The 23,233-nt window shown below is 71.0% G+C and carries 21 protein-coding genes; 16 read left to right on the top strand and 5 right to left on the bottom strand.

The window, feature by feature from the left end; translation table 11 throughout:
* Positions 1-25 precede the first annotated feature (25 nt).
* Positions 26-931 carry an endonuclease/exonuclease/phosphatase family protein gene (locus ACFCXS_RS29330; protein WP_376646355.1) on the bottom strand — a complete coding sequence of 302 codons (906 nt, stop codon included), beginning with the start codon at positions 929-931 and terminating at the stop codon, positions 26-28.
* 193 nt (positions 932-1,124) lie between these two features.
* On the opposite strand from ACFCXS_RS29330, the gene ACFCXS_RS29325 reads away from it, so the two are divergent.
* Both ACFCXS_RS29325 and ACFCXS_RS29320 read left to right on the top strand, forming a co-directional pair.
* Complete coding sequence (locus ACFCXS_RS29325) at positions 1,125-2,426, top strand: DUF6986 family protein (protein WP_376646354.1); 1,302 nt, start codon at positions 1,125-1,127, stop codon at positions 2,424-2,426.
* A gap of 150 nt (positions 2,427-2,576) precedes the next feature.
* Positions 2,577-4,418, top strand: a complete 1,842-nt coding sequence (locus ACFCXS_RS29320) for a protein kinase (protein WP_376646353.1) — start codon at positions 2,577-2,579, stop codon at positions 4,416-4,418.
* Here the strand turns inward: ACFCXS_RS29320 and ACFCXS_RS29315 are convergent.
* The gene (locus ACFCXS_RS29315) at positions 4,364-5,179 is read right to left on the bottom strand and encodes a hypothetical protein (RefSeq protein WP_376646352.1); all 816 of its coding nucleotides are present in this window, start codon (positions 5,177-5,179) and stop codon (positions 4,364-4,366) included. The genes ACFCXS_RS29320 and ACFCXS_RS29315 overlap by 55 nt on opposite strands.
* A 7-nt stretch (positions 5,180-5,186) precedes the next feature.
* Positions 5,187-6,173 (bottom strand): LacI family DNA-binding transcriptional regulator, encoded by a 987-nt coding sequence (locus tag ACFCXS_RS29310; protein ID WP_376646490.1) that lies wholly within the window; start codon positions 6,171-6,173, stop codon positions 5,187-5,189.
* A gap of 273 nt (positions 6,174-6,446) precedes the next feature.
* Here ACFCXS_RS29310 and ACFCXS_RS29305 point away from each other — a divergent pair, with 273 nt between their 5' ends.
* The 13 genes from ACFCXS_RS29305 (at position 6,447) to ACFCXS_RS29245 (ending at position 19,753) form a co-directional block, all read left to right on the top strand.
* Positions 6,447-7,400 (top strand): ROK family protein, encoded by a 954-nt coding sequence (locus ACFCXS_RS29305; RefSeq protein ID WP_376646351.1) that lies wholly within the window; start codon positions 6,447-6,449, stop codon positions 7,398-7,400.
* A gap of 348 nt (positions 7,401-7,748) precedes the next feature.
* Complete coding sequence (locus tag ACFCXS_RS29300) at positions 7,749-8,192, top strand: helix-turn-helix transcriptional regulator (protein WP_376646350.1); 444 nt, start codon at positions 7,749-7,751, stop codon at positions 8,190-8,192.
* A 10-nt stretch (positions 8,193-8,202) separates the two neighbouring features.
* Positions 8,203-8,619: a VOC family protein gene (locus tag ACFCXS_RS29295; RefSeq protein ID WP_361870359.1), complete on the top strand. Its 417-nt coding sequence runs from the start codon at positions 8,203-8,205 to the stop codon at positions 8,617-8,619.
* A 110-nt stretch (positions 8,620-8,729) separates the two neighbouring features.
* Positions 8,730-11,123 carry an ATP-binding cassette domain-containing protein gene (locus ACFCXS_RS29290; protein WP_376646349.1) on the top strand — a complete coding sequence of 798 codons (2,394 nt, stop codon included), beginning with the start codon at positions 8,730-8,732 and terminating at the stop codon, positions 11,121-11,123.
* A gap of 159 nt (positions 11,124-11,282) precedes the next feature.
* Positions 11,283-11,558 carry a hypothetical protein gene (locus ACFCXS_RS29285; RefSeq protein WP_376646348.1) on the top strand — a complete coding sequence of 92 codons (276 nt, stop codon included), beginning with the start codon at positions 11,283-11,285 and terminating at the stop codon, positions 11,556-11,558.
* Between the two features lie 50 nt (positions 11,559-11,608).
* Positions 11,609-11,833 carry a hypothetical protein gene (locus ACFCXS_RS29280; protein WP_376646347.1) on the top strand — a complete coding sequence of 75 codons (225 nt, stop codon included), beginning with the start codon at positions 11,609-11,611 and terminating at the stop codon, positions 11,831-11,833.
* Positions 11,834-11,899: 66 nt separating this feature from the next.
* Complete coding sequence (locus tag ACFCXS_RS29275; RefSeq protein WP_376646346.1) at positions 11,900-12,139, top strand: hypothetical protein; 240 nt, start codon at positions 11,900-11,902, stop codon at positions 12,137-12,139.
* 148 nt (positions 12,140-12,287) lie between these two features.
* Positions 12,288-13,331, top strand: coding sequence for an NUDIX domain-containing protein (locus ACFCXS_RS29270; RefSeq protein ID WP_376646345.1), 1,044 nt, complete (start codon positions 12,288-12,290; stop codon positions 13,329-13,331).
* A gap of 306 nt (positions 13,332-13,637) precedes the next feature.
* Complete coding sequence (locus ACFCXS_RS29265) at positions 13,638-14,669, top strand: ABC transporter permease (protein ID WP_376646344.1); 1,032 nt, start codon at positions 13,638-13,640, stop codon at positions 14,667-14,669.
* 80 nt (positions 14,670-14,749) lie between these two features.
* The gene (locus tag ACFCXS_RS29260) at positions 14,750-16,435 is read left to right on the top strand and encodes an ABC transporter substrate-binding protein (RefSeq protein WP_376646343.1); all 1,686 of its coding nucleotides are present in this window, start codon (positions 14,750-14,752) and stop codon (positions 16,433-16,435) included.
* Between the two features lie 74 nt (positions 16,436-16,509).
* A complete protein-coding gene (locus ACFCXS_RS29255; protein ID WP_376646342.1) occupies positions 16,510-17,502 on the top strand; it encodes an ABC transporter permease in 993 nt (330 codons plus the stop codon).
* A gap of 26 nt (positions 17,503-17,528) precedes the next feature.
* Entirely contained in the window at positions 17,529-18,629 is a 1,101-nt protein-coding gene (locus tag ACFCXS_RS29250; RefSeq protein WP_376646341.1) for an ABC transporter ATP-binding protein, read from the top strand.
* Positions 18,626-19,753: an ABC transporter ATP-binding protein gene (locus tag ACFCXS_RS29245; RefSeq protein WP_376646340.1), complete on the top strand. Its 1,128-nt coding sequence runs from the start codon at positions 18,626-18,628 to the stop codon at positions 19,751-19,753. Before ACFCXS_RS29250 ends, ACFCXS_RS29245 begins: the two co-directional genes overlap by 4 nt.
* A gap of 123 nt (positions 19,754-19,876) precedes the next feature.
* Here ACFCXS_RS29245 and ACFCXS_RS29240 read toward each other — a convergent pair whose 3' ends face one another.
* On the bottom strand, positions 19,877-21,232 hold the full coding sequence (locus ACFCXS_RS29240) for a dipeptidase (RefSeq protein ID WP_376646339.1): 1,356 nt from the start codon (positions 21,230-21,232) through the stop codon (positions 19,877-19,879).
* 189 nt (positions 21,233-21,421) lie between these two features.
* Between ACFCXS_RS29240 and ACFCXS_RS29235 the strand changes: the two genes are divergently transcribed.
* Positions 21,422-22,663 (top strand): geranylgeranyl reductase family protein, encoded by a 1,242-nt coding sequence (locus ACFCXS_RS29235; protein WP_376646338.1) that lies wholly within the window; start codon positions 21,422-21,424, stop codon positions 22,661-22,663.
* Here the strand turns inward: ACFCXS_RS29235 and ACFCXS_RS29230 are convergent.
* Complete coding sequence (locus tag ACFCXS_RS29230) at positions 22,647-23,096, bottom strand: nitroreductase family deazaflavin-dependent oxidoreductase (RefSeq protein WP_376646337.1); 450 nt, start codon at positions 23,094-23,096, stop codon at positions 22,647-22,649. The two genes, ACFCXS_RS29235 and ACFCXS_RS29230, sit on opposite strands and share 17 nt — an antisense overlap.
* Between the last annotated feature and the right edge of the window lie 137 nt (positions 23,097-23,233).

Genomic DNA, 23,233 nt, shown 5'->3' with positions numbered 1-23,233 from the left:
GCGCGAGCGGTCGCGGGGGCTCTTCTCATCCCAGGGTCATCGAGGCCTGCACCGGCAGATGGTCGCTCGGATAGGTCCCGTCCACGCTGAGGGTGTTCATCCCGGCCCGGTGCGTGGTCACCCCGGGAGTGGTGAGGATCCAGTCGATGCGCCGCCCGCCCGGCCTGGGCGTCCGGTAGCCGTGGTGCGTCCCGTACGCCGGACCCCGTGAGGCCGCCGCGTCCCAGGCGTCCACCAGTCCGGTGTCCAGCATGAGGTCGTACACCCGGTTGTCGTGGGCGGCCGCGTTGAAGTCGCCGGTGACGACCACCGGTGACGACCGGTCCCACTTGGCGATCGTCTCGCCGATGAGCCCCGCCGAGCGTTCCCGGGCGTACTGGCTGACGCTGTCCAGGTGGGTGTTGAGGACGTAGAACTCCCGCCCTCCGTCGGCACGATCGGCGAAGCGTACCCAGGTCACCATGCGCAGCCAGTCCGCGCCCCAGGTGTTCGAGGCGATCGTGTACGGGGTGTCGGACAGCCAGAAGTGATCGAACTCGATCGGTTCGAGTCTGCGCGTGTCGTAGAAGACCGCCATGAACTCGTCCTTGCTGCCGCCCCCGCGTCCGGTGCCGATCCAGTCGTAGTGCTCGCCGAGGTCCTTCTCGATCGCGCGCACTTGCCGGTAGAGCCCTTCCTGGGTGCCGATGACGTGCGGTCGCTCGCGGCGCAGCAGCTTTCGCATCACCGGTCGGCGTACCTCCCAGCGCGGTGTCTCGTCGACCACGGTCCCGAAGCGCACGTTGAACGTCATGACGTTCAGGGCGCCCGCGTGCTCGTCGGCGGAAGCGTGGTGTGTGGGGCCCGCGGTGGTGAGCAGCGGTCCTGCGACGGCGGCGGCCGCCGCCGCCTTGAGTCCGTGGCGGCGCGTCACGCCGGCCTCGTTCGGCACGTGGTCTCCCTCCCCTTGCACGTCAGGATGAAGCTTGCCTTCTGAGTACGGAGGAAGAGGGCCGATCAGCAGTGATCAAGAGGGAAGCGGGGGGAAATCCCCTTCAGGATGGTGTTGACCAGGCCGAAGGTCGGCCGATAGCTTCGTTCTACGGATTATTGATTCCGCTCTGCGGAAAATGGAGGGTGTCGTCATGGGTCAGGGCCGGCAGGAGAAGGTGGCGACGAGCCTCGCGGGAGGCGTCGGCGAGGAGATCAGTGCCGCCCTCGCGTCGGTCGACGCCGAGCTGGAGCGCCGCTATCCCGGAGACCCCGGTACCCGTCAGCCCGTCCACACCGTCTACGTACCCGGCGACGCCTTCGCCGCCGGCACCGTCCGCTCCTGGGGCGACCGGGCCCTCGCCGCACTCGACGAACACGCCCCGGACACCGCGTCCTTCGCCGCCGTCCTCGGCCTCTCCGAGGAACTCGCCGAACCCGTCCACGCGCGCGTGCGGGCCAAGCTGGAGCGCGAGCCGATCGAGGACCTGCGCGTCGACTTCGAGGACGGCTACGGCAACCGCCCCGACGCCGAGGAGGACGAGGCCGCCGCCCGCGCCGCCCGGCTGATCGCCGAGGCCTACGAGGACGGCACCGCCGCCCCCTACATGGGCATCCGCATGAAGTGCATGGAAGCGCCCGTACGCGCCCGTGGTATCCGCACCCTCGACATCTTCCTCACCGGCCTCATGGAGGCAGGCGGCCTGCCCGGCGGTCTGGTCCTCACCCTGCCGAAGGTGACCTACGCCGAGCAGGTCACCGCCATGGCCCGGCTGCTCGACGCCTTCGAGAAGGCGCACGGCCTCGAGCCCGGCCGGATCGGCTTCGAGATCCAGATCGAGACCAGCCAGTCCATCCTCGCCACCGACGGCACCGCCACCGTCGCCCGCATGATCCAGGCCGCCGAGGGCCGCGCCACCGGACTGCACTACGGCACCTTCGACTACAGCGCCTGCCTCGGCGTCTCCGCCGCCCACCAGGCGAGTGACCACCCCGCCGCGGACCACGCCAAGGCCGTCATGCAGGTCGCGGCGGCCGGGACGGGCGTACGCGTCTCGGACGGCTCGACGAACGTCCTCCCGGTCGGCCCGACCGCCAAGGTCCACGACGCCTGGCGGCTGCACTACGGCCTCACCCGCCGCGCCCTGGCCCGCGCCTACTACCAGGGCTGGGACATGCATCCCGGACACATCCCCACCCGCTACGCGGCCGTGTTCGCCTTCTACCGCGAGGGCTTCGAGCAGGCCGCGGCCCGCCTGTCCCGCTACGCCAACCGCACCGGCGGCGACGTCATGGACGAGCCCGCCACCGCCAAGGCCCTCAGTGGCTACCTGCTGCGCGGCCTGGACTGCGGCGCCCTGGACAACGGCGAGGTCGCCCGCCTGGCCGGCCTGACCCGGGCGGATCTGGAGAGCTTCGCGGTGCCCCGTCGCGGGGATCTGACGGCCTCCGCGTGACCATGCCGGTCCGGCGGACCGGACGGCACGTACCGGCCCTGTCACAGCCGTCACCGAGGCCTGTCGCCGTCACCGGCGCCCCGTAGTCTGTACGCCACGCGCTGACCGTGTCGGGGTCGTCGGCGCATCCGGCACAGGAACGGGGCAGCGGTGTCGACGGGGGAGCACGGGCGGACGGACGGGGCGGGGCGGTTGCTGGCAGGCCGCTATCGCGTCACGGCGGCGCTGGGACGCGGCGGCATGGGCGTCGTCTGGAAGGCCGTCGACGAGGTCCTCGGCCGTGAGGTCGCGGTCAAGGAACTGCGCACCTACACCGACGCGGCCGGTCCCGAACTGGCCGCTCTGCAACTGCGGATGCGGCGCGAGGCGCGCGCGGCGGCCCGGGTGCGTCACCCCGGTGTCATCGCCGTGCACGACATCGCCCAGGTCGACGGCCGCCCGATCATCGTGATGGAACTGGTCGACGGGCCGTCCCTGGACGACGTCCTGCGCGAACGCGGCACGCTGGACCCGGGCGAGGCGGCCGGGATCGGCGCCGCGGTCATGGACGCCCTGGCCGCCGCCCACCGCGCGGGCGTCCTGCACCGGGACGTCAAGCCGGGCAACATCCTGCTCGACCGCTCGGGCCGGGTCGTCCTCACCGACTTCGGCATCGCCACGATGGACGATCCCGGGGACGGTTCGGCCACGCACCTCACCCGCAGCGGCGAACTCGTCGGCTCCCTCGACTACCTGGCCCCCGAGCGCGCCCAGGGCGCCGACCCGGGCCCGGCCTCCGACATCTGGGCCCTCGGGGCCACGCTGTACGCGGCCGTCGAGGGTGCTTCGCCCTTCCGCCGCACGTCGACGTTCTCCACGCTCACCGCGATCGTCTCCGAGCCGCTGCCGGAGCCTCGCCGCGCCGGCCCCCTCGCACCCGTCCTGCAACGGCTGCTGGACAAACGCCCCGAGTCCCGCCCGGAGGCCGACGAGGCCCGCGCGCTGCTCGAGGCAGTCGCGGACACCGGCGGCTCGGACACGCCCACGTCCACCCTGCGGGGCCCCGCGGTCGCGCCCCCGCGCGCGGAGACGGAGCGCAGCGTCCCGTCGGTGCCGCCGGGATTCGGTCCCCCTCAGCAGGACGCGACCGGGCCGCGCGAGGGCGGCGCCACCGGGGAGCCGTCGGTGCCCGGGCGCCCCGCTCAGGCAGGCAGCGACACGCAGGCCCCGGACCCTGGTCACCTCTCGCTGTCGGGTCCCGGCACCCGCCCCCGGGGTGGCGGCCCCCTCGCAGCAGGCGGCACCGCACCCACCGGCTCGATGGATCCGGGCGGCCCCGCGCCCCGCCGCAGGGCGCGCGCCCTGCTGGCCGCCGCGGCGGTCACGGTCGTTCTGGCCGCAGCCGGTACCACGATCGCCCTGCTGAGCGACGACTCCGGCGGCAAGGAGACCGGCACGCGGACCGGCGGCGCCGGCGCGGACGGCCGGTCCTCCGCGCCCAGCGGACCCGACGACGGCACGAATGCCCCGAGGGCCACGGAACAGGGCGACGCCGAGGGCGGGGCAGCCTCCGGGAAGACCGCTGCCCCGAAGGACCCCGGCCCCACCGGCGGGGAGACCACACCGGCCCCCGGGAAATCGACCGGTGGCGCCACCACGGGCGGCACCACCACCCCCGGCGGCGGTCCGGGAGGCGGGGCCACGACCGGCGGCGGCTCGGCCACCCCGGCTCCGGTCTGCCACCCCGTCGGCGGCGGCAAGTACAACTGCCAGGTCTGGAAGACCGCCGGCTCCTACACCGCCTCCGGCGCCAGGGCCGGCATCCTCAACGCCGGGACCAACTACTTCTACTGCCAGCAGAACCTGGGCCGCCGCGAGACGTCAGGGAAGTGGACCAACGTCTGGTGGGCGAGGACCGACGACGACAGCGGCAACAAGGACGTCTGGGTCAGCGACGTCTACATCAAGGGCGGCGACAACGACGAGCCGGTCCCCGGACTCCCGGTCTGCTGACCCCGCGCCGAGGCGGCGACGTACCGCTCGAGACCGGAGGCCGTCACCAGCTTCTCCTCGACGAACAGCCGCGTGCCCCGCTCGCACAGCCGCCGGTCGCCACGCGCCCGCGCGCAGAACTCCTCGGGCACGACACCGAACAGCTCCCGCAGGCGCGGCAGTCCGACCAGGAGCTCGGTCAGCAGCTCCCGCTCACCCGGGTGGGTGCGCGGCGTGCCCGTGCCGTCGTGGAGGACACCGTGCCGGTTGACGTAGGCGTACGCCCCGGGCAGCCGGGTGCCGTCCGCGAGGTCGATCCGGACGTCGGGCGACGGCAGCCAGGCCCGGTCGAAGTTGCCGCCCGGCACCGGCGCGCCCTCGCTCGCGTCGATCACCGCGAGCTGCTCGGCGTCCAGCCACAGGACGAACAACTCCCTCACCGTGCCCGGGGCGCCGACCGGCGACGCCGACACGTATCCCATGCGGCTCACGTGCGCGGAGACGCCGGCGTCGATGCCCGTCACCCGCGCCTTCACCATGGGCAGCGGCGCCCCGATCCCGAACTCCACCATCTTGTGCCGCAACTGCCCCGGGCAGCCGTTCGAGCCGATGGCGATGACCGGGGTACGGTCCTCGTGCACCAGCTGCTCCAGCGGCAGGAAACGGTCCCCGTCGAGCAGCCCGGAACCGGCGGGCCAGGCCCCCGGGTAGAGCAGGGGGTGCTCGCGCGGCGCCTCGGCCAGGCCGAGTGCTCGCAGCGTGCGATCGGTGGCGTCGTCCATCGGCCGCTCAGTCCGCCGGAGGGATCTCGCCCGAGCCGCGGGTGATCAGCCGGGTCGGCAGCTCGATGCGCTCGGGGGTGACGGGGGTGCCGTCCAGCTGCCGGAAGAGACGTTCCGCCGCGGTGCGGCCGATGTCCGAGGCGTCCTGGGCGACGACCGTGACGCCCGGCTGGAGCAGGTCGGCGAGCTCGATGTCGTCGAAGCCGACCAGGGCGACACGGCGGGCCTGCTCGGCGAGCACCCGGATCACGGTGACCGTCACGCGGTTGTTGCCCGCGAAGATCGCCGTGACCGGATCCGGGCCGGTCAGCATGTCCTCGGCCGCCCTGCGCACCCGCTCGGGGCCGGTGACGCCGAGGGACATCCAGGAGTCCGCCACCGGTATGCCCGCGTCCTCCATGGCGGCCCGGTAGCCGCGCAACCGCTCGGCGGCGGTGTGGATCCGGGGCATGTCGCCGATGAAGCCGATCCGGCGGTGGCCGTGTGCGATGAGGTGGGCGACGCCGCCGCGGGCGCCGCCGAAGTTGTCGGACAGAACCACGTCGGCGTCGATGCGCCCGGCCGGGCGGTCCACGAACACCGTGGCGACCCCCGCCTTGAGCTCCGGCTCCAGATACCGGTGATCGTCCCCGGCCGGAATCACCACCAGCCCGTCCACCCGCCGCGCGCACAGGGCCAGCACCAGCTCCTGTTCCCGCTCGGGGTCCTCGGCGCTGGAGCCGTTGATCAGCAGGGCGCCGTGCGCACGGGCCACCTCCTCGACGGACCGGCTCAGCGGCCCGTAGAACGGGTCCGCGAGGTCCTCCAGGACCAGGCCGATGCTCGCCGTGCGGCCCTTGCGCAGCACTCGCGCGCTGTCGTTGCGGCGGAAACCGAGCGCGTCGATCGCCTCCTGGACCCGTTGCTCCGTCTCCGCGGTGACCCCCGGCTCCCCGTTCACGACACGGGAGACCGTCTTGAGGCCGACCCCGGCGCGTGCGGCCACGTCCTTCATGGTCGGCCGGGTGCCGTAGCGCGCTGCGGAGCGGAGGGGGGTCTGGGGCACGGTGCGGTGTCCTGTCCTGTCGTCCACGGGGGTGCGTCGATTCTCGGTTTGTATGAGGATGTGGCGTCGAGCATAGAGCCTGGACAACGTTGTCAGGCTCGGGGGAGACTGTCCACCGCACTCTCCGGCCCGCGCACCGCCGTGGGACGGGCCTGCTGCTTGGCCTGCTCGATGGCCTTTATCGGCGTTTTTCTCATGTCCCGACGGGGAGATCCGACTCTGATGCACACCGACCTCGTGGCCGCGCTCGACATCGGCGGTACCAAGATCGCCGGCGCTCTGGTGGACGGCGGCGGCCGGATCCTGGTCCGTGCCCAGCGGCCGACGCCGGCCCGGGAGGACGGCGACACCGTGATGGGTGCCGTGGCGGAGGTGCTCGGCGAGCTCACCGCGTCGCCGCTGTGGGAGCGTGCCTCGGCCGTGGGAATCGGCAGCGCCGGTCCCGTGGACGCCTCGGCGGGCACAGTGAGCCCGGTGAACGTGCCCGGCTGGCGCGACTACCCGCTCGTCGCCCGGGTCCGGGCCGCCGCAGGCGAGCTGCCCGTCGAGCTGATCGGCGACGGTGTGGCGATCACCGCGGCGGAACACTGGCAGGGCGCCGCCCGCGGGCACGGCAACGCGCTGTGCATGGTCGTCTCCACGGGCGTCGGCGGGGGTCTGGTGCTCGGCGGCCGGCTGCATCCCGGGCCCACCGGCAACGCCGGCCACATCGGCCACATCAGCGTGGACCTCGACGGAGATCCGTGCCCGTGCGGCTCGCACGGCTGCGTGGAGCGCATCGCCAGTGGCCCCAACATCGCCCGCCGCGCCCTGGAGGAGGGCTGGCGGCCCGGCCCGGACGGGGACACCTCCGCCGCCGCGGTGGCCGCCGCCGCCCGCTCCGGCGATCCGGTCGCCGTCGCCTCCTTCGAGCGGGCCGCCCAGGCGCTGGCCGCCGGGATCGCCGCCACCGCGACGCTCGTGGAGATCGACATCGCCGTGATCGGCGGGGGAGTGGGCAAGGCGGGCGGCGTCCTGTTCGATCCCCTGCGCAAGGCCCTGAGTTCCTACGCGACGCTGTCCTTCGTCCGGCACCTGACCGTGGCGCCGGCGCAGATGGGAACCGACGCGGGGCTGGTGGGCGCGGCGGCGGCGGCACTGGCGCGGCGGACGGACGCGGCGACGGCCGGGGTGTGAGACCGGGCGGGCCGATCGAGCAGGAACGTTCAGCCGGCGGTGGTCTGCGCGGGGGTGGCGCGGGGCCGACATGACGGCCGGCTCCGGGCCATGGTTGTGGTCCGAGTTCGCCCCTGGTTCGGGAGCGGCCGCCCGACGGGCCCCCGGGCGCGGGCCCGAGGCCGATCGGCGGTCGGTCGGGACCGATCCGGACCGATCCGGACCGATCCGGCCCGTTCGGTCGACGGTGGCGTGCCGCGAGGTGGAGCGGGCGCCGACGTGACGGTCGGCTCCGGGCGATACGGACCGGTCCGGTCCGTATCGCCGGAAATCGGCCGCACGGGCGTGCGATGTGGCACGATCGCGCTTGTGAGCAGCAGACCCGCCTCGGCGCAGCATCTGCGTGACCTGGCCCGGTTGCGGCGCGTCAAGGACCGCATCGACCGGGAGTACGCCAAACCCCTGGACGTCGAGGCGCTCGCACGGGGCGTGCACATGTCGGCCGGGCACCTCAGCCGTGAGTTCCGGCAGGCGTACGGCGAGTCGCCGTACAGCTACCTCATGACGCGGCGCATCGAGCGCGCGATGGCGCTGCTGCGCCGGGGTGACCTCAGCGTCACCGAGGTGTGCTTCGAGGTCGGCTGCGCATCGCTGGGCACCTTCAGCACCCGTTTCACCGAGTTGGTGGGCATGCCGCCCAGTACCTACCGGCGCGAGGCGGCGCGCGCGACGGCCGGGATTCCGTCGTGCGTGGCGAAGCAGGTGACCAGACCGATCAGGAATCGAGAAGCGCCCGCCCCGGGCCGAAACTAGCGTGAGGGCCATGGACCTTCGCATTCACGCCAGTTTCCTTCCGCACGACGACCCGGACGCCGCCCTGGCGTTCTACCGCGACACCCTCGGCTTCGAAGTCAGAAACGACGTCGGGTACCAGGGCATGCGCTGGATCACGGTCGGCCCCGTGGGCCAGCCCGGCACGAACATCGTGCTGCACCCGCCGGCCGCCGACCCCGGCGTCACCGAGGACGAGCGCCGTACCATCGCCGAGATGATGGCCAAGGGCACCTACGCCAGCATCGTCCTGGCCACCACCGACGTCGACGCCACCTTCGAGCGGGTGCAGGCGGGCGACGCCGAGGTGGTCCAGGAGCCGGTGGACCAGCCCTACGGCGTGCGCGACTGCGCCTTCCGCGACCCCGCGGGCAACATGGTCCGCATCCAGCAGCTGAAGGCGCCGTAGCAGTCCCCGCACCGCACTCCCCGCACCGCACTCCCCGCACCGCTCAGAGAGCGGCGCGGGGGAACGAGATCGCCCGAGCGCGGCAGCGCCGCCCGACAGATGGAGACACCATGAGCAAGGCCACGACGACGGACAGACAGTCGCCCGGGCCGCACGTTGCCGACAGCCATGACGTGATCCGCGTGCACGGCGCGCGCGAGAACAACCTCAGGGACGTCAGCATCGAGATCCCCAAGCGCCGGCTCACGGTGTTCACCGGCGTCTCCGGCTCGGGCAAGAGCTCCCTGGTGTTCGACACGATCGCCGCGGAGTCGCAGCGGCTGATCAACGAGACCTACAGCGCCTTCCTGCAGGGGTTCATGCCGAACCTGGCCCGGCCCGAGGTCGACGTCCTGGACGGGCTGACGACCGCGATCGCCGTCGACCAGCAGCGCATGGGTTCCGACCCCCGCTCCACCGTCGGCACCGCCACCGACGCCAACGCGATGCTGCGGATCCTCTTCAGCCGGCTCGGCACCCCGCACGTCGGCCCGCCCGGCGCCTTCTCCTTCAACACCGCCTCGGTCTCGGCGAGCGGCGGCTTCACGGTGGACCGGGGGGCCGACAAGACCAGGACCGAGAAGGTGTCGTTCAGCCGCACCGGCGGCATGTGCACGCACTGCGAGGGACGGGGCACGGTCTCCGACATCGACCTCACCCAGCTCTACGACGACTCCAAGTCGCTGTCCGAGGACCCGTTCACCATCCCCACCTACACCGGTGACGGCTGGGTGGTACGGGTCATCGCCGAGTCGGGCTTCTTCGACAAGGAGAAGCCCATCCGCGAGTACACCAAGAAGGAGCGGCACGACTTCCTGTACCGCGAGCCGGTCAAGGTGAAGATCAACGGGGTCAACCTCACCTACGAGGGGTTGATCCCGAAGCTCCAGAAGAGCTTCCTGTCCAAGGACCGCGAGTCGATGCAGCCGCACATCCGGGCCTTCGTGGACCGGGCGGTCACCTTCACCCGGTGCCCCGACTGCGACGGCACCCGGCTCAGCGAGCTCGCCCGCTCCTCGAGGATCGGCAAGGTGAACATCGCCGACGCCTGCGCGATGGAGATCCGTGACCTGGCGGAATGGGTCCGAGGGCTCGACGAGCCGTCGGTGGCGCCGCTGCTCGCCAAGCTCCGGCACACCCTCGACTCGTTCGTGGAGATCGGCCTCGGCTACCTCTCCCTCGACCGGTCGTCGGGCACGCTCTCCGGCGGCGAGGCGCAGCGCACCAAGATGATCCGCCACCTCGGCTCCTCGCTCACGGACGTCACCTACGTCTTCGACGAGCCGTCCATCGGTCTGCATCCCCATGACATCGAGCGGATGAACAACCTGCTGCTGCGCCTGCGCGACAAGGGCAACACCGTGCTGGTCGTGGAGCACAAGCCCGAGACGATCGCCATCGCGGACCACGTCGTGGACCTCGGCCCCGGCGCGGGCACGGCGGGCGGCACCGTGTGCTTCGAGGGCACCCTGGAGGGGCTGCGGGGCAGCGGCACCGTCACCGGACGTCACCTCGACGACCGCGCCAAGATCAAGGCGACGGTCCGCAAGCCCACCGGCGCGCTGGAGATCCGGGGCGCCTCGGCGAACAACCTCCAGGGCGTCGACGTCGACATCCCGCTCGGCGTCCTCACCGTCGTCACCGGTGTCGCGGGCTCGGGCAAGAGCTCGCTGGTGCACGGCTCGATCCCCGTCGAGGAGGGCGTGGTCGCGATCGACCAGACCCCGATCCGCGGCTCCCGGCGCAGCAACCCGGCGACCTACACCGGGCTGGCCGACCCGATCCGCAAGGCCTTCGCCAAGGCCAACGGGGTCAAGCCGGCCCTGTTCAGCGCCAACTCCGAGGGCGCCTGCCCCACCTGCAACGGCGCCGGTGTCATCTACACCGACCTGGCGATCATGCAGAGCGTGGCCACGCCGTGCGAGGAGTGCGAGGGCAGGCGGTTCGAGGCGTCGGTGCTGGAGTACCGCCTCGGCGGACGCGACATCAGCGAGGTGCTGGCGATGCCGGTGGCCGAGGCCGAGGAGTTCTTCGGCAGCGGCGAGGCCCGCACCCCGGCCGCTCACAAGATCCTCTCGCGGCTCGCGGACGTCGGACTCGGCTATCTCACCCTCGGGCAGCCGCTCACCACGCTGTCGGGCGGCGAGCGGCAGCGTCTCAAGCTGGCCACGCACATGGGTGAGAAGGGCGGCGTGTACGTCCTCGACGAGCCGACCACCGGGCTCCACCTCGCGGACGTGGAGCAGCTGCTCGGCCTGCTCGACCGGCTCGTCGACTCCGGCAAGTCGGTCATCGTGATCGAGCACCACCAGGCGGTCATGGCACACGCCGACTGGATCATCGACCTCGGCCCCGGCGCGGGTCACGACGGCGGCCGGATCGTCTTCGAGGGCACGCCGGCCGACCTCGTCGAGGCCCGCTCCACACTGACCGGAGAGCACCTGGCGGCCTACGTCGGCGCCTGACGGGGGAGTCTTCGGAGGCCGTGAGGTGACCGCTGCGGGTTCACCCCACGGCCTCCATGTCGGACATAAAGAATAAATGTCGCGAATATCGGCGTCGGTCGAGGGCACTCCGTCTCCTGAATCCCCCACGGATGAATCCCCCACGGAACGGAGCCGCTGATGATCATCAAGAAGATGCATGAGATGGGCGTCCGCAGCGAGCACGCCTACATGGCCGGCATGGCCTCCATCGGCCTCAGCGTCGTCGCCTGGATGGGCTCCCGGAAGATGGAGACAGCCACCGGCCTCGCCCGCGCCGACCGCTGGGGCATCTTCGTCGGGGAGTGGGCGCCCACCTTCTTCGGGCTCGGCCTCGCCCTGTCCCACTACGAGCAGCAGGACGGCACCCTCACCGCCGACGTCCACGAGTTCCGGCCGATGCGCAAGGCGGGCTGAACGGCCCATCCCGGCGCGCGGCGGTCACCCTCCCCGCGCATCCTGGTGCCATGGCGTCCGAGAAACCCGTCGTGGTCTACCCGCCCGCCGCGGACGGCGGCCGCCGGGTCCGTGTGGACGACCAGTTCCTCGGCATCGCCTACGGTCCGCTGGATGTCGCCGAGTTCCTGCGGCGGGCGGGGATCGAGGACGCGGACGCGGCGTACGTCGCGGCCACGGGGCTGATCGAGTGGCGTGGCGGCGGCTCCGGCACCTGGGGCACCGGCCCCGGGTGAAGCCGCCGCTTCGCCCGAACGGCCCAGCGGCGTGACCCCGGGGCCCGTCCGGCAGTTGAGTGGGGCATGAAGAAGCGCAGCATGCTCGCCATCGCCTCCCTGGCCACCGGCTTCGCCGTCGCGGCGATCACCCCGTCGCACGCCGTCGGAGACAAGCTCCCCGCCATCAACGTGGACGAGACCCTCAAGACGCTCGACCAGACGGTCGCAGGAGAGGGTCTGGCCGTGGACGGGAAGAACGGCGTCCAGAAGAAGGGCGTCCAGAAGAAGGGCGCGCAGAAGAAGGGCGCCCATAAGAAGGGCTGACGGGCCGCCCCGGCCACGGCGCACGGCGTCGGCGCCCCTCGCGTGAGCGGGGGCACCGGCGCCGTCGTCATGCGCCCTCAACTGCGGCTGGTTTTCGTGGCAGTGTGGAGCGGGCAAGCCTCAGGGGGCCAACAGAAGAGGGGGACCTGTGACCGTCGTCTGGATCAACGGCGCGTTCGGTGCGGGGAAGACCACCACCGCACGGGAACTGATCGAACTGATCCCGAACAGCACGCTCTTCGACCCGGAGGTCATCGGCGGCGCGCTAGCCCACCTGCTGCCGCCCAAACACCTCGCCGAGGTCGGCGACTTCCAGGACCTGCCGATCTGGCGACGGCTCGTGATCGACACGGCGGCCGCGATGCTCGCCGAGCTCGGCGGGACCCTCGTCGTGCCCATGACCCTGTTGCGCCAGGAGTACCGCGACGAGATCTTCGGCGGGCTCGCCGCGCGCAGGATTCCGGTCAGCCACATCCTGCTCGCCCCGGCCGAAACGATACTGCGGAAACGTATAGCGGGTCGGGAGGTGCCGCGGGACCTCCCCGACGGCGACCTGCGAATACGCCAGTGGTCCTTCGATCACATCGAGCCGTACCGGACCGCCCTCACCTCCTGGCTCACCGCCGACGCCCACCCGGTCGACACCAGCGACCTCACTCCGTACGAGACGGCCGTGCGCATCGCCGAGGCCGTCACCGGCGGGTCGGTGCCCGTCTGCGACATAGTCCAGACCCCCGAGCCCACCGCCGAGACCGTCGCCGCCGGAGTGCTCCTCTTCGACGAGCAGGACCGGGTGCTGCTCGTCGACCCCACGTACAAGGCCGGCTGGGAGTTCCCCGGCGGTGTCGTCGAACCCGGAGAGGCGCCCGCGCGCGCCGGAGTGCGGGAGGTCGCCGAGGAGACCGGCATCCACCTCGACGAGGTGCCGGGCCTGCTTGTCGTCGACTGGGAACGCCCCGCGCCCCCCGCGTTCGGCGGTCTGCGGCTCCTCTTCGACGGCGGCCTGCTGCACTCCGCCGAGGCCGGACGGCTGCTGCTTCCCGGCCCGGAGCTGCGCGCCTGGCGGTTCGTCACCGAGGCGGAGGCCGCCGACCTGCTGCCTCCCGTGCGCTACGAGCGGCTGCGCTGGGCCCTGCGGGCACGCGAACGCGGAGCCGCGCTCTATCTGGAAGCCGGGGTGCCGGTCGGCTGACGCCGGGCCCGCCGCCCGCCCCCTTTACCCGGCACGGGGGATTCCGAGGGAAAAGCAAAAGGAAACGCAGGCGTGGCCACGGCCAATCGCTGCCCAAGGAATCTCCCCGGAACACTCACGCCCCGGGTAATCGCATTCCCTGCTCTCGTCAACACTTTTCCATCTCAGCAAACAATCCCTTTTCTCGCCCCTGCGCGGCTTGACCGGGCTCGCACACGGTTGCGAAAGTCCGCAGAGTCTCACGGCGGAAGCAATGACCGCCACCCAATTTCCTTGCCTCAGGGGCAGATCCGGGATGTCCGTACGATGACCACGCAACACCAGCCGGTCGACACCGGCGGCGGCACCGCGCTGCTGCCCGAGCCGTCGACCCAAGGCTCCAGACCCGGCGGCACGGCAGTCGCCGGCCGCTCACCGGCCCGGATGGCCTGGCGGCGGATCAGGCGGGACAAGGTCACCACGGTCGCCCTGGCGGCCACTCTCTTGTTCATCGCGATCGCGCTCCTCGCCCCGGTGCTCACCGCACTGACCGGCTGGGGGCCGATCACCCCCGACAACAAGGCGATCAATCCGGACACGGGCAATTTCCCCTACGGATCGCTGGGCGGCATCAGCGCCGAGCACCTGCTCGGCGTCGAACCGGGCACGGGTTATGACCTGTTCGCCCGCATCGTCTACGGCCTGCGCACCTCGCTCTACGTGGGATTCGCCTCGGCGCTGCTGTCCACCGCGGTCGGTGTGGTGGCCGGGCTGGCCGCCGGATACTTCGGTGGCTGGGTCGACTCCCTGCTGTCCCGGATCATGGACGTCATGCTGGCGTTCCCGCAGCTGCTTTTCATCATCGCGCTCACCCCGGTGATCCAGAACGCACTGCAGACCAACAGTCACGGCGGCACCGACGAGAACCTCCGGCTCCTCGTCCTGGTCCTCAACATCGCGGTCTTCGCCTGGGCCTACACCGCCCGGCTGGTGCGCGGGCAGGTACTGTCCCTGCGCGAGCGGGAGTTCGTAGACGCCGCGCGGCTGATGAGCGCCGGCCGCCGCCACATCCTCTTCCGGCAACTGCTGCCCAACCTGTGGGCGCCGATCCTGATCTCCTTCGCGCTCGCCGTCCCGCAGAACATCACCACCGAGGCGGCGCTGTCGTACCTGGGCGTGGGTGTCATCCCGCCCAACCCCGACTGGGGAGCCGTGCTGTCGGACGCCTCCCAGTTCTTCCTCCAGGACCCGATGTACCTCTTCGTGCCCGGCGTCCTGCTCTTCCTCCTCGTGCTGGCACTCAACCTGCTCGGGGACGGCGTCCGGGACGCCCTGGATCCCCGCGCCCGGCGCGGCTGACAAGCCACCTTCTCCCGAGTGTCGCCCCGGCGGTCCCACGAACGGCCGCCGAGCCCGTAGCAAGAAACGGAGTTTCCCCCATGACGCGCACCACGCGTACCACGCGCAGATCGCGCACGGTCGCTCTCACGGCAACCGCCGTGGTGATCGCCCTCGGAGCCACCGCATGCGGAGGGTCCTCCGGCAACAGCGCCGGCGGCTCCCCGTCGAAGGGCGGCACGCTGACGATTCTCGACGACGCCGACTTCAACCACATCGACCCTCAGCGGACGTACACCACCGAGGGTTCGAGCATGGACTACGAACTCGTGCGCACCCTCACCGGATGGGACGAGACGGGCTCCCAGCCCAAGCTGGTCGGCGACCTGGCGACCGACACCGGAACGCCGAGCAAGGGTGCCACGGTGTGGACGTTCCATCTGCGCCACGGGGTCAAGTGGCAGGACGGCAGCGAGGTCACGTCGCAGGACGTCAAGTACGGCGTCGAGCGGGCCTTCTCCCCGGACATCAACGGCGGCCCGCCGTACGCCAGTCAGTGGCTGGTCGGCGGTGACTCCTACAAGGGCCCGTACCAGGGCAAGCAGCTGTCCTCGATCCAGACACCGGACAAGTACACCATCGTCTTCCATCTGAACCAGCCGGTCGCCGACTTCAACGAGACGACCGCGATGACCGGTTGGTCGGGCGTGCCCAAGGCCCACGACACGGGCGCCACGTACGACACGCATGTCTGGTCCGACGGGCCCTACATGATCAAGTCGTACACCAAGAACAAGGAAATGGTCCTCGTCCGGAACAAGAACTGGAGCCGGTCGAACGACCCGATCCGGCAGCAGAACCTCAACGAGATCGACGCGAAGTTCGGGCAGGACCAGGCCGCCATCGACCAGCAGATCAAGTCGGACGGCGGCTCCGCCCAGACCGCGATCACCCAGACGCCGATCGCCGGCTCCGACCTGACGACGATGGCAGGCGACCCCTCGCTCAAGTCGCGCTACTACAAGATCCCGGCCCCGGGCATCAACTACCTGGCGATCAACATGAACCGGGTCAAGGACCTGAAGGTCCGCCAGGCCATCGAGTACGCCATCGACAAGACCACGGTACGCGGCGCCTTCGGCGGTTCGGCCTACGGCAACTACGCCACCACGATGCTCGCCCCCGGCATCGACGGCCACAAGGACTTCAACCTCTACAGCAGCAACCCCGCCGGTGACCTCACCAAGGCCAAGGCCCTGATGAAGCAGGCCGGCACCCCCAAGCCGACGATGTCCCTCGCGGTGGAGAACATCCCCACGCACGAGCACTTCGCGGACGCCGTGAAGACCGCGCTCGCGAAGATCGGCATCACGGTGAACATCACCCCGATCGACAAGAACAACTACTTCAGCACCGTCGACAACGTGAAGAACCAGTACGACCTGACATGGGGCGACTGGATCGCGGACTGGCCCAACGCCTCCACCGTGCTGCCCACGCTCTTCGACGGACGCCAGATCAAGAAGCTCCCGCAGTCCAACAACGACCTCGCCTATCTGAACGACCCCAAGGTCAACGCGCAGATCGACAAGATCGGCAAGATGACCGACATCAAGCAGCGCAACGCGGCCTACGGGGAGCTGGACGAGCAGATCCTCAAGGACGCCGCCGTGATCCCGCTGATGTACATGAACTTCAGCGAGGTGAGCGGCTCGAAGGTCGGCGGTGTCATCAACGACTCGATCATGGCCGAACCCAGCCTGGTGCACGCCTACATCAAGCAGTGACGCAACCCCTCTGAACCCCGCCGGCGGCCTCGGCCGCCGGCGGGCACCCCACTCACGTCAGGTCCCGGCACCCCATGTTTCGTTACCTCATCAGACGCCTGCTGGCAGCGGCTGTGATCATGCTGGTGATCACCACCATCACCTTCTTCATCTTCTTCGCGCTGCCGTCCAACCCCGCGCTCCTGGCCTGCGGAAAGACCTGCTCGCCCTCCCGCCTCGCGGAGATCAAGCACTCGCTGGGCCTGGACCAGAGCTACCTGACGCAGTACTGGGAGTTCCTCAAGGGGCTGGCCGTGGGCCGTGACTACGGCGACCAGAGCGTCCGCATCCACTGCGGCGCGCCCTGCCTCGGCATCTCCTTCCAGACCGACACCCCGGTCCTGACGACGCTGCTCCAGGACTTCCCGGCGGACCTCTCCCTCGGACTCGGTGCCGCGGTGGCGTTCCTGATCCTGGGCGTCGGCCTCGGCACCGTCGCGGCGGTGCGCAGGGGCCGGGCCGCGGACAAGGCGGCGGTGGGACTCGCCCTGTTCGGTGTGTCGGTGCAGATCTACTTCATCGGTCTGCTCCTGCTCTACCTCTTCGTGGACAAGTTCCAGATCCTGCCGACGTCCGGCTACACGCCCTTCACCGAGGACCCGGCCGGCTGGTTCCAGGGGCTGATCCTGCCCTGGTCCACCCTCGTCATCGTCTACCTCGCGATGTACACCCGGCTCACCCGCTCCTCCATGCTGGAGGTCTTCTCCGAGGACTACATGCGCACGGCCCGCGCCAAGGGCCTGCCGGCCGCCACCGTCGTCCTCAAGCACGGACTGCGGGCCGCGATCACCCCGATCATCACCATCTTCGGCATGGACGTCGGCTCCCTGATCGGCGGCTCCGCGGTCATCACCGAGTCGGTGTTCGGCATCAACGGCATCGGCAAACTCGCCGTCGACTCCGTCCAGAACTCGGACCTGCCGGTCATCCTCGGCACCACGCTCTTCGCCGCGACGTTCGTCGTCCTCGCCAACGTCGTCGTCGACCTGGTGTACGGCCTCGTCGACCCGCGCGTGCGCCTCGCCTGAGCCCTTCTTCGTCCTTAGGAACACCCGTGTCCGTATCGACCTCACCGCAGCCCGCGGACGTCACCCCCGCGCCCGCACCCTTCCTCGACGTACGCGACCTGAGGGTGCACTTCCCGACCGAGGACGGCCTCGTCAAGTCCGTCGACGGCGTCTCCTTCACCCTGGAGAAGGGCAGGACCCTCGGTATCGTCGGCGAGTCCGGCTCCGGCAAGTCGGTGACCTCACTGGCCCTGCTCGGACTCCACAAGGGCACCCGCGCCCAGGTCTCCGGCGAGATCTGGCTGGAGGGCAGGGAACTCGTCGCCCTGCCCGAGGCCGGGATGCGTGCCCTGCGCGGCCGCACCGTCTCCATGATCTTCCAGGACCCGCTGTCCGCGCTGCACCCCTTCTTCACCGTGGGCTCCCAGATCGCCGAGGCCTACCGGGTGCACCACAAGGTCTCCAAGAAGGAGGCGAAGGAGCGCGCGGTCGAGATGCTGAAGCGGGTCGGCATCCCGCAGCCCGAGCGCCGGGTCAGGGACTACCCGCACCAGTTCTCCGGCGGTATGCGCCAGCGCGCGATGATCGCCATGTCGCTGGTGTGCGACCCCGCCCTGCTCATCGCCGACGAGCCCACCACCGCCCTGGACGTCACCGTCCAGGCGCAGATCCTGGACCTCATCCGCGACCTCCAGGAGGAGTTCGGCTCCGCCGTCGTCATCATCACGCACGACCTCGGCGTCGTCTCCGACATCGCCGACGACATCCTGGTCATGTACGGCGGCCGCCGCATCGAGTACGGCACCACCCGCGAGGTGCTCAAGCAGCCCCAGCACCCCTACACCTGGGGCCTGTTGCAGTCGATGCCGCACCTCGGCGGCGACGTCGGCGAACGGCTCAACCCGATCCCCGGCACCCCGCCGAGCCTGATCAACCTGCCGGACGGCTGCTCCTTCCACCCCCGCTGCGCCTACAAGGGCTGGGTGACGGAGGGCCGTTGCACGGCGGCACGGCCCGAACTGCGCCTCGTCTCCGGCAGCGAACGGCACCTCGCCGCCTGCCATCTGAGCGACGAGGCCAAGCAGGAGATCCGCGGCGGGGCCGGTCCGGAGGACCGGGACGCCGCGGGCGCACGGGCCGCGCGATGAAGCCGGCGGACGAAAGGGACCATGCCGTGAGCACCACCGAGCCCCGCACCGGACAGAGCACCGACCGCCCCGCCGGCGAGAGCCGCGGCGAGAACCTGCTGGAGGTACGCGGTCTGCAGAAGCACTTCCCGATCCGGCAGGGCATCATCTTCCAGCGGCAGATCGGAGCCGTCCGCGCCGTCGACGGCATCGACTTCTCGGTCGGCCCCGGCGAGTCGCTGGGCCTGGTCGGCGAGTCCGGCTGCGGCAAGTCGACCACCGGCCGTCTGATCACCCGGCTGCTCGAACCCACCGGCGGCTCCGTCGTGTTCGACGGCGAGGACATCACGCACCGGCCCGCCGCGCGGATGCGGGAGGCCCGCCGCAACCTCCAGATGATCTTCCAGGACCCCTACTCGTCGCTGAATCCCCGCCACACCGTCGGCACCATCATCGAGACGCCGATGCGGCTCAACGGCATCAACCCGTCCCAGGGCCACAAGAAGCGGGCCCAGGAACTCCTGGAGACGGTCGGTCTCAACCCCGAGCACTACAACCGCTACCCGAACGAGTTCTCCGGCGGCCAGCGCCAGCGCATCGGCATCGCCCGCGCCCTCGCCCTCAGGCCGAAGCTCATCGTGGCCGACGAACCCGTCTCCGCGCTGGACGTCTCCATCCAGGCGCAGGTCGTCAACCTGCTCCAGGACCTCCAGCGGGAGTTCGGCATCGCCTTCGTCTTCATCGCCCACGACCTGGCCGTCGTACGGCACTTCTCGGAGCGGGTCGCCGTCATGTACCTCGGAAAGATCGTCGAGGTCGCCGACCGCGAGTCGCTCTACACACGGCCCCGGCACCCCTACACGCACGCGCTGCTGTCCGCCGTACCCGAGGCCGACCCGGACGCCGTCGGACGGCGTGAGCGCATCCGGCTGGCGGGGGACGTGCCCTCCCCGATCGACCCGCCCTCCGGCTGCCGCTTCCGCACCCGCTGCTGGAAGGCGCAGGACAAGTGCGCCCTCGAGGAGCCCGTGCTGGTGCGCGTCGAGGGCAGCCCCTCCGGGCACCTGACCGCCTGCCACTTCCCCGAGGAGCCGTCCGTCACCGCGCGCGAGGAGGACATCGTGCTGGACCCGGCCCTCGGCTAGGGACCGTCGTTCGGGTCGGCCCGGCCGAGGGGGACGGCACCTTTCCCGGACGCGACACCGACATGGGACCGCGGCGGATGGCCCCCGTCCCCGGACGGGGGCCATCCGCCGCGGGCAGGGCGGTCAGCTCGCCGCGTAGTTGCGCAGGAACAGGGCCTCCGTCACCGACAGCCGCTCCAGTTCCTCGGGGGACACACTCTCGTTCACCGCGTGGATCTGCGCCTCGGGCTCGCTCAGCCCGATGAGCAGGATCTCGGCACGCGGGTACAGCGCGGCCAGCGTGTTGCACAGCGGGATGGAGCCGCCCTGTCCCGCGTACTGCATCTCCTGCCCCGGGTAGGCCACCGTCATCGCGGCCGCCATGGCCTGGTACGCGGGGCTGGTGGTGTCGGCGCGGAACGGCTGGCCCTGGCCGATCTGTTCGGTGCTCACCCGTGCCCCCCACGGCGTGTGCGCCTCCAGATGCGCCTGCAGCAGCTTGGTCGCCTCGCCCGCGTCCACGCCCGGCGGCACCCGCAGGCTGATCAGCGCGCGGGCACCCGCCTGCACGGACGGAGTGGCTCCGACCACGGGCGGGCAGTCGATACCGAGAACGGTGACGGCTGGGCGCGCCCAGATACGGTCAGCGACCGTCCCGGAGCCGATCAGTTCGACGCCGTCCAGGACCTTGGCGTCCTGCCGGAACTGCGCCTCCTCGTACTGCAGGCCTTCCCAGCCCGCGTCGGCCGAGAGACCGTCGACGGTCGTCGAGCCGTCCTCGGCGCGCAGCGAGTCCAGCACACGGATCAGCGCCGCCAGCGCGTCGGGTGCGGCACCGCCGAACTGGCCCGAGTGCAGATTGCCCGCCAGGGTGTCGACCTGGACGCGCACCAACGTCATGCCGCGCAGGGTGGAGGTGACGGTCGGCAGGCCGACGCGGAAGTTGCCCGCGTCGCCGATGACGATCGTGTCCGCCTCCAGCAGGGCGGGGTGCTCCTCGGCGTACCGCTCCAGACCGCCGGTGCCCATCTCCTCCGAGCCCTCGGCGATCACCTTCACATGGACGGGTACGCCGCCGTTGGCCTTGAGCGCGCGCAACGCCAGCAGGTGCATGACCAGGCCGCCCTTGCAGTCGGCGGCCCCGCGCCCGTACCAGCGCCCGTCCCGCTCGGTCAGCTCGAAGGGCGGGGTCGTCCAGGCGGCCTCGTCCAGCGGCGGCTGCACGTCGTAGTGGGCGTAGAGCAGGACGGTCTTCGCGCCCTCCGGGCCGGGCAGGTAGCCGTAGACCGACTGGGTGCCGTCGGGGGTGTCGAGCAGGGCCACGTCCTCGAACCCCTCGGCGGTGAGCGCGTCGGCGACCCAGCGGGCGGCGCCCTCGCTCTCGCTCCTGGGGAACTGGTCGAAGTCCGCCACCGACCGGAAGGCCACCAGTTCGGTGAGCTCCTGCTTCGCCCTGGGCATCAGCGAGGCGACGGTCTCGGCGACCGGATTCGACGGCATGGGCACGCTCCTCGTGGGTGCGACGTTGTCATGATGCGTACCTTCGGTACGCGTGATCGTGTGGTGCGGGCGCGTCCCCGTGTAAGGGCCACCCACGCCGCCGATCCTCCCACAGCGGCCTGCGGTGACCGCCGCCGTAGGATGCGGGAGACAGCGGCAGGCGGCTTTGATCGGGAGCAACAGACCATCGTGAGCAGCGAGAACTCTTCGGCGGACGACGTGCGGCAGGTGTGGGACGTCGTCGTGGTGGGCGCGGGACCCGCGGGCGCTTCGGCCGCGTACGCGGCGGCGGTGGCCGGCAGACGCGTGCTGTTGCTGGAGAAGGCGGAGCTGCCGCGGTACAAGACGTGCGGCGGCGGCATCATCGGCCCCTCGCGCGACGCCCTGCCGCCCGGCTTCGAGCTGCCGCTCAGGGACCGGGTGCACGCGGTGACGTTCTCCAACAACGGCCGCTTCACGCGCACGCGCCGCTCCAAGCAGATGCTCTTCGGGCTGATCAACCGGCCCGAGTTCGACCAGCAACTGGTCGAGCACGCGCAGAAGGCGGGCGCCGAGCTGCGCACGGGAGTCACCGTCCAGCGGGTCGAGCAGCACGGCTCGACGGTGCCCGACCGGCGCACCGTCGCCGTGGTCCTGCAGGGCGGCGAGGTCGTGCTCGCACGGGCCGTGGTCGGGGCGGACGGCAGCGCCAGCCGGATAGGGGCGCACGTCGGGGTCAAGCTCGACCAGGTGGATCTCGGTCTCGAGGTGGAGATCCCGGTGCCGGACACCGTCGCGGAGGACTGGAAGGGCCGGGTGCTCATCGACTGGGGTCCCATCCCCGGCAGTTACGGCTGGGTCTTCCCCAAGGGCGACACCCTCACGGTCGGGGTCATCTCGGCCCGCGGCGAAGGTGCAGCCACCAAGCGGTACTTGGAGGAGTTCATCGGCCGGCTGGGCCTCGCGGGGTTCGAACCGAGCATCTCCTCGGGGCACTTGACCCGCTGCCGCGCCGACGACTCGCCGCTCTCGCGCGGGCGGGTGCTGGTGTGCGGTGACGCGGCGGGGATGCTGGAGCCGTGGACCCGTGAGGGCATCTCCTTCGCGCTGCGCTCCGGACGGCTCGCGGGGGAGTGGGCGGTGCGGATCGCCGAGGCGCACGACGCGGTGGACACGCGCCGGCAGGCTCTCAACTACGCGTTCGCGATCAAGGCCGGTCTCGGGGTCGAGATGAGCGTCGGCAAGCGGCTGCTCACGGCGTTCGAGCGCCGTCCCGGGCTGTTCCACGCGGCGCTGACGGGCCTGCGTCCGGCCTGGAAGGCGTTCAAGGACATCACGACGGGCGCCACGACACTGGGCGAGATGGTCCGTCTGCGTCCGATGGCCCAGCGGGCACTGGCGGCGCTGGACGGCCGTCCCGCCGCGGCTTCGGAGGTCAGCTCCTCCGAGTGATCTCGAAGACGGGGTGGTCCGGGGCGATGCGGCGCAGCTCGTCGTCCGGGGAGTCGGGGCCGACGCCGTTGAAGAAGACCCCGACCTCCGCCTTCCAGTGCTTGAGGTAGGCGCGCAGGATCGGGGTCTTGTCGTCGTCACCCACCTCGGCGGCGGTGAAGGTGTCCACCTGCTTGCCGAGGTGCAGTTCACCGCCACCCGCGGCGCGCATGTTGTGCGTCCACTGCACATGGCCGCGGGGGGCGACCAGGTACTGCCTGTCGTCGAGGGTCAGCACGTTGACCGGGGTGGTGCGCCACTGGCCGCTCTTGCGGCCGCGGACGGCGAGGACGCGGGAGCCCCGGACGCTGATGCCGCGACGGGTCAGCCAGGCCACGGAGCGGTTGAGGACGTTGACGGTGAACCAGCCGGGCTTCTGGACGTGCGTGGCCATCGGGGCCCCCTCGTGTGATGGCGAAGCAGTGCTTCCTTTTGTGAGCACTGCTCTCGCTCTTTCCGGTGCCAGTCTGCATGAGACCGGCACGACAAAGCAAGAGCACTGCTCTCATTTTGCTTCACCGCTCTCATTTG

This window comes from Streptomyces sp. NPDC056373 (assembly GCF_042262425.1).
Classification (GTDB): Bacteria; Actinomycetota; Actinomycetes; order Streptomycetales; family Streptomycetaceae; genus Streptomyces.
This window is presented reverse-complemented; position numbering and strand designations above follow the sequence as displayed.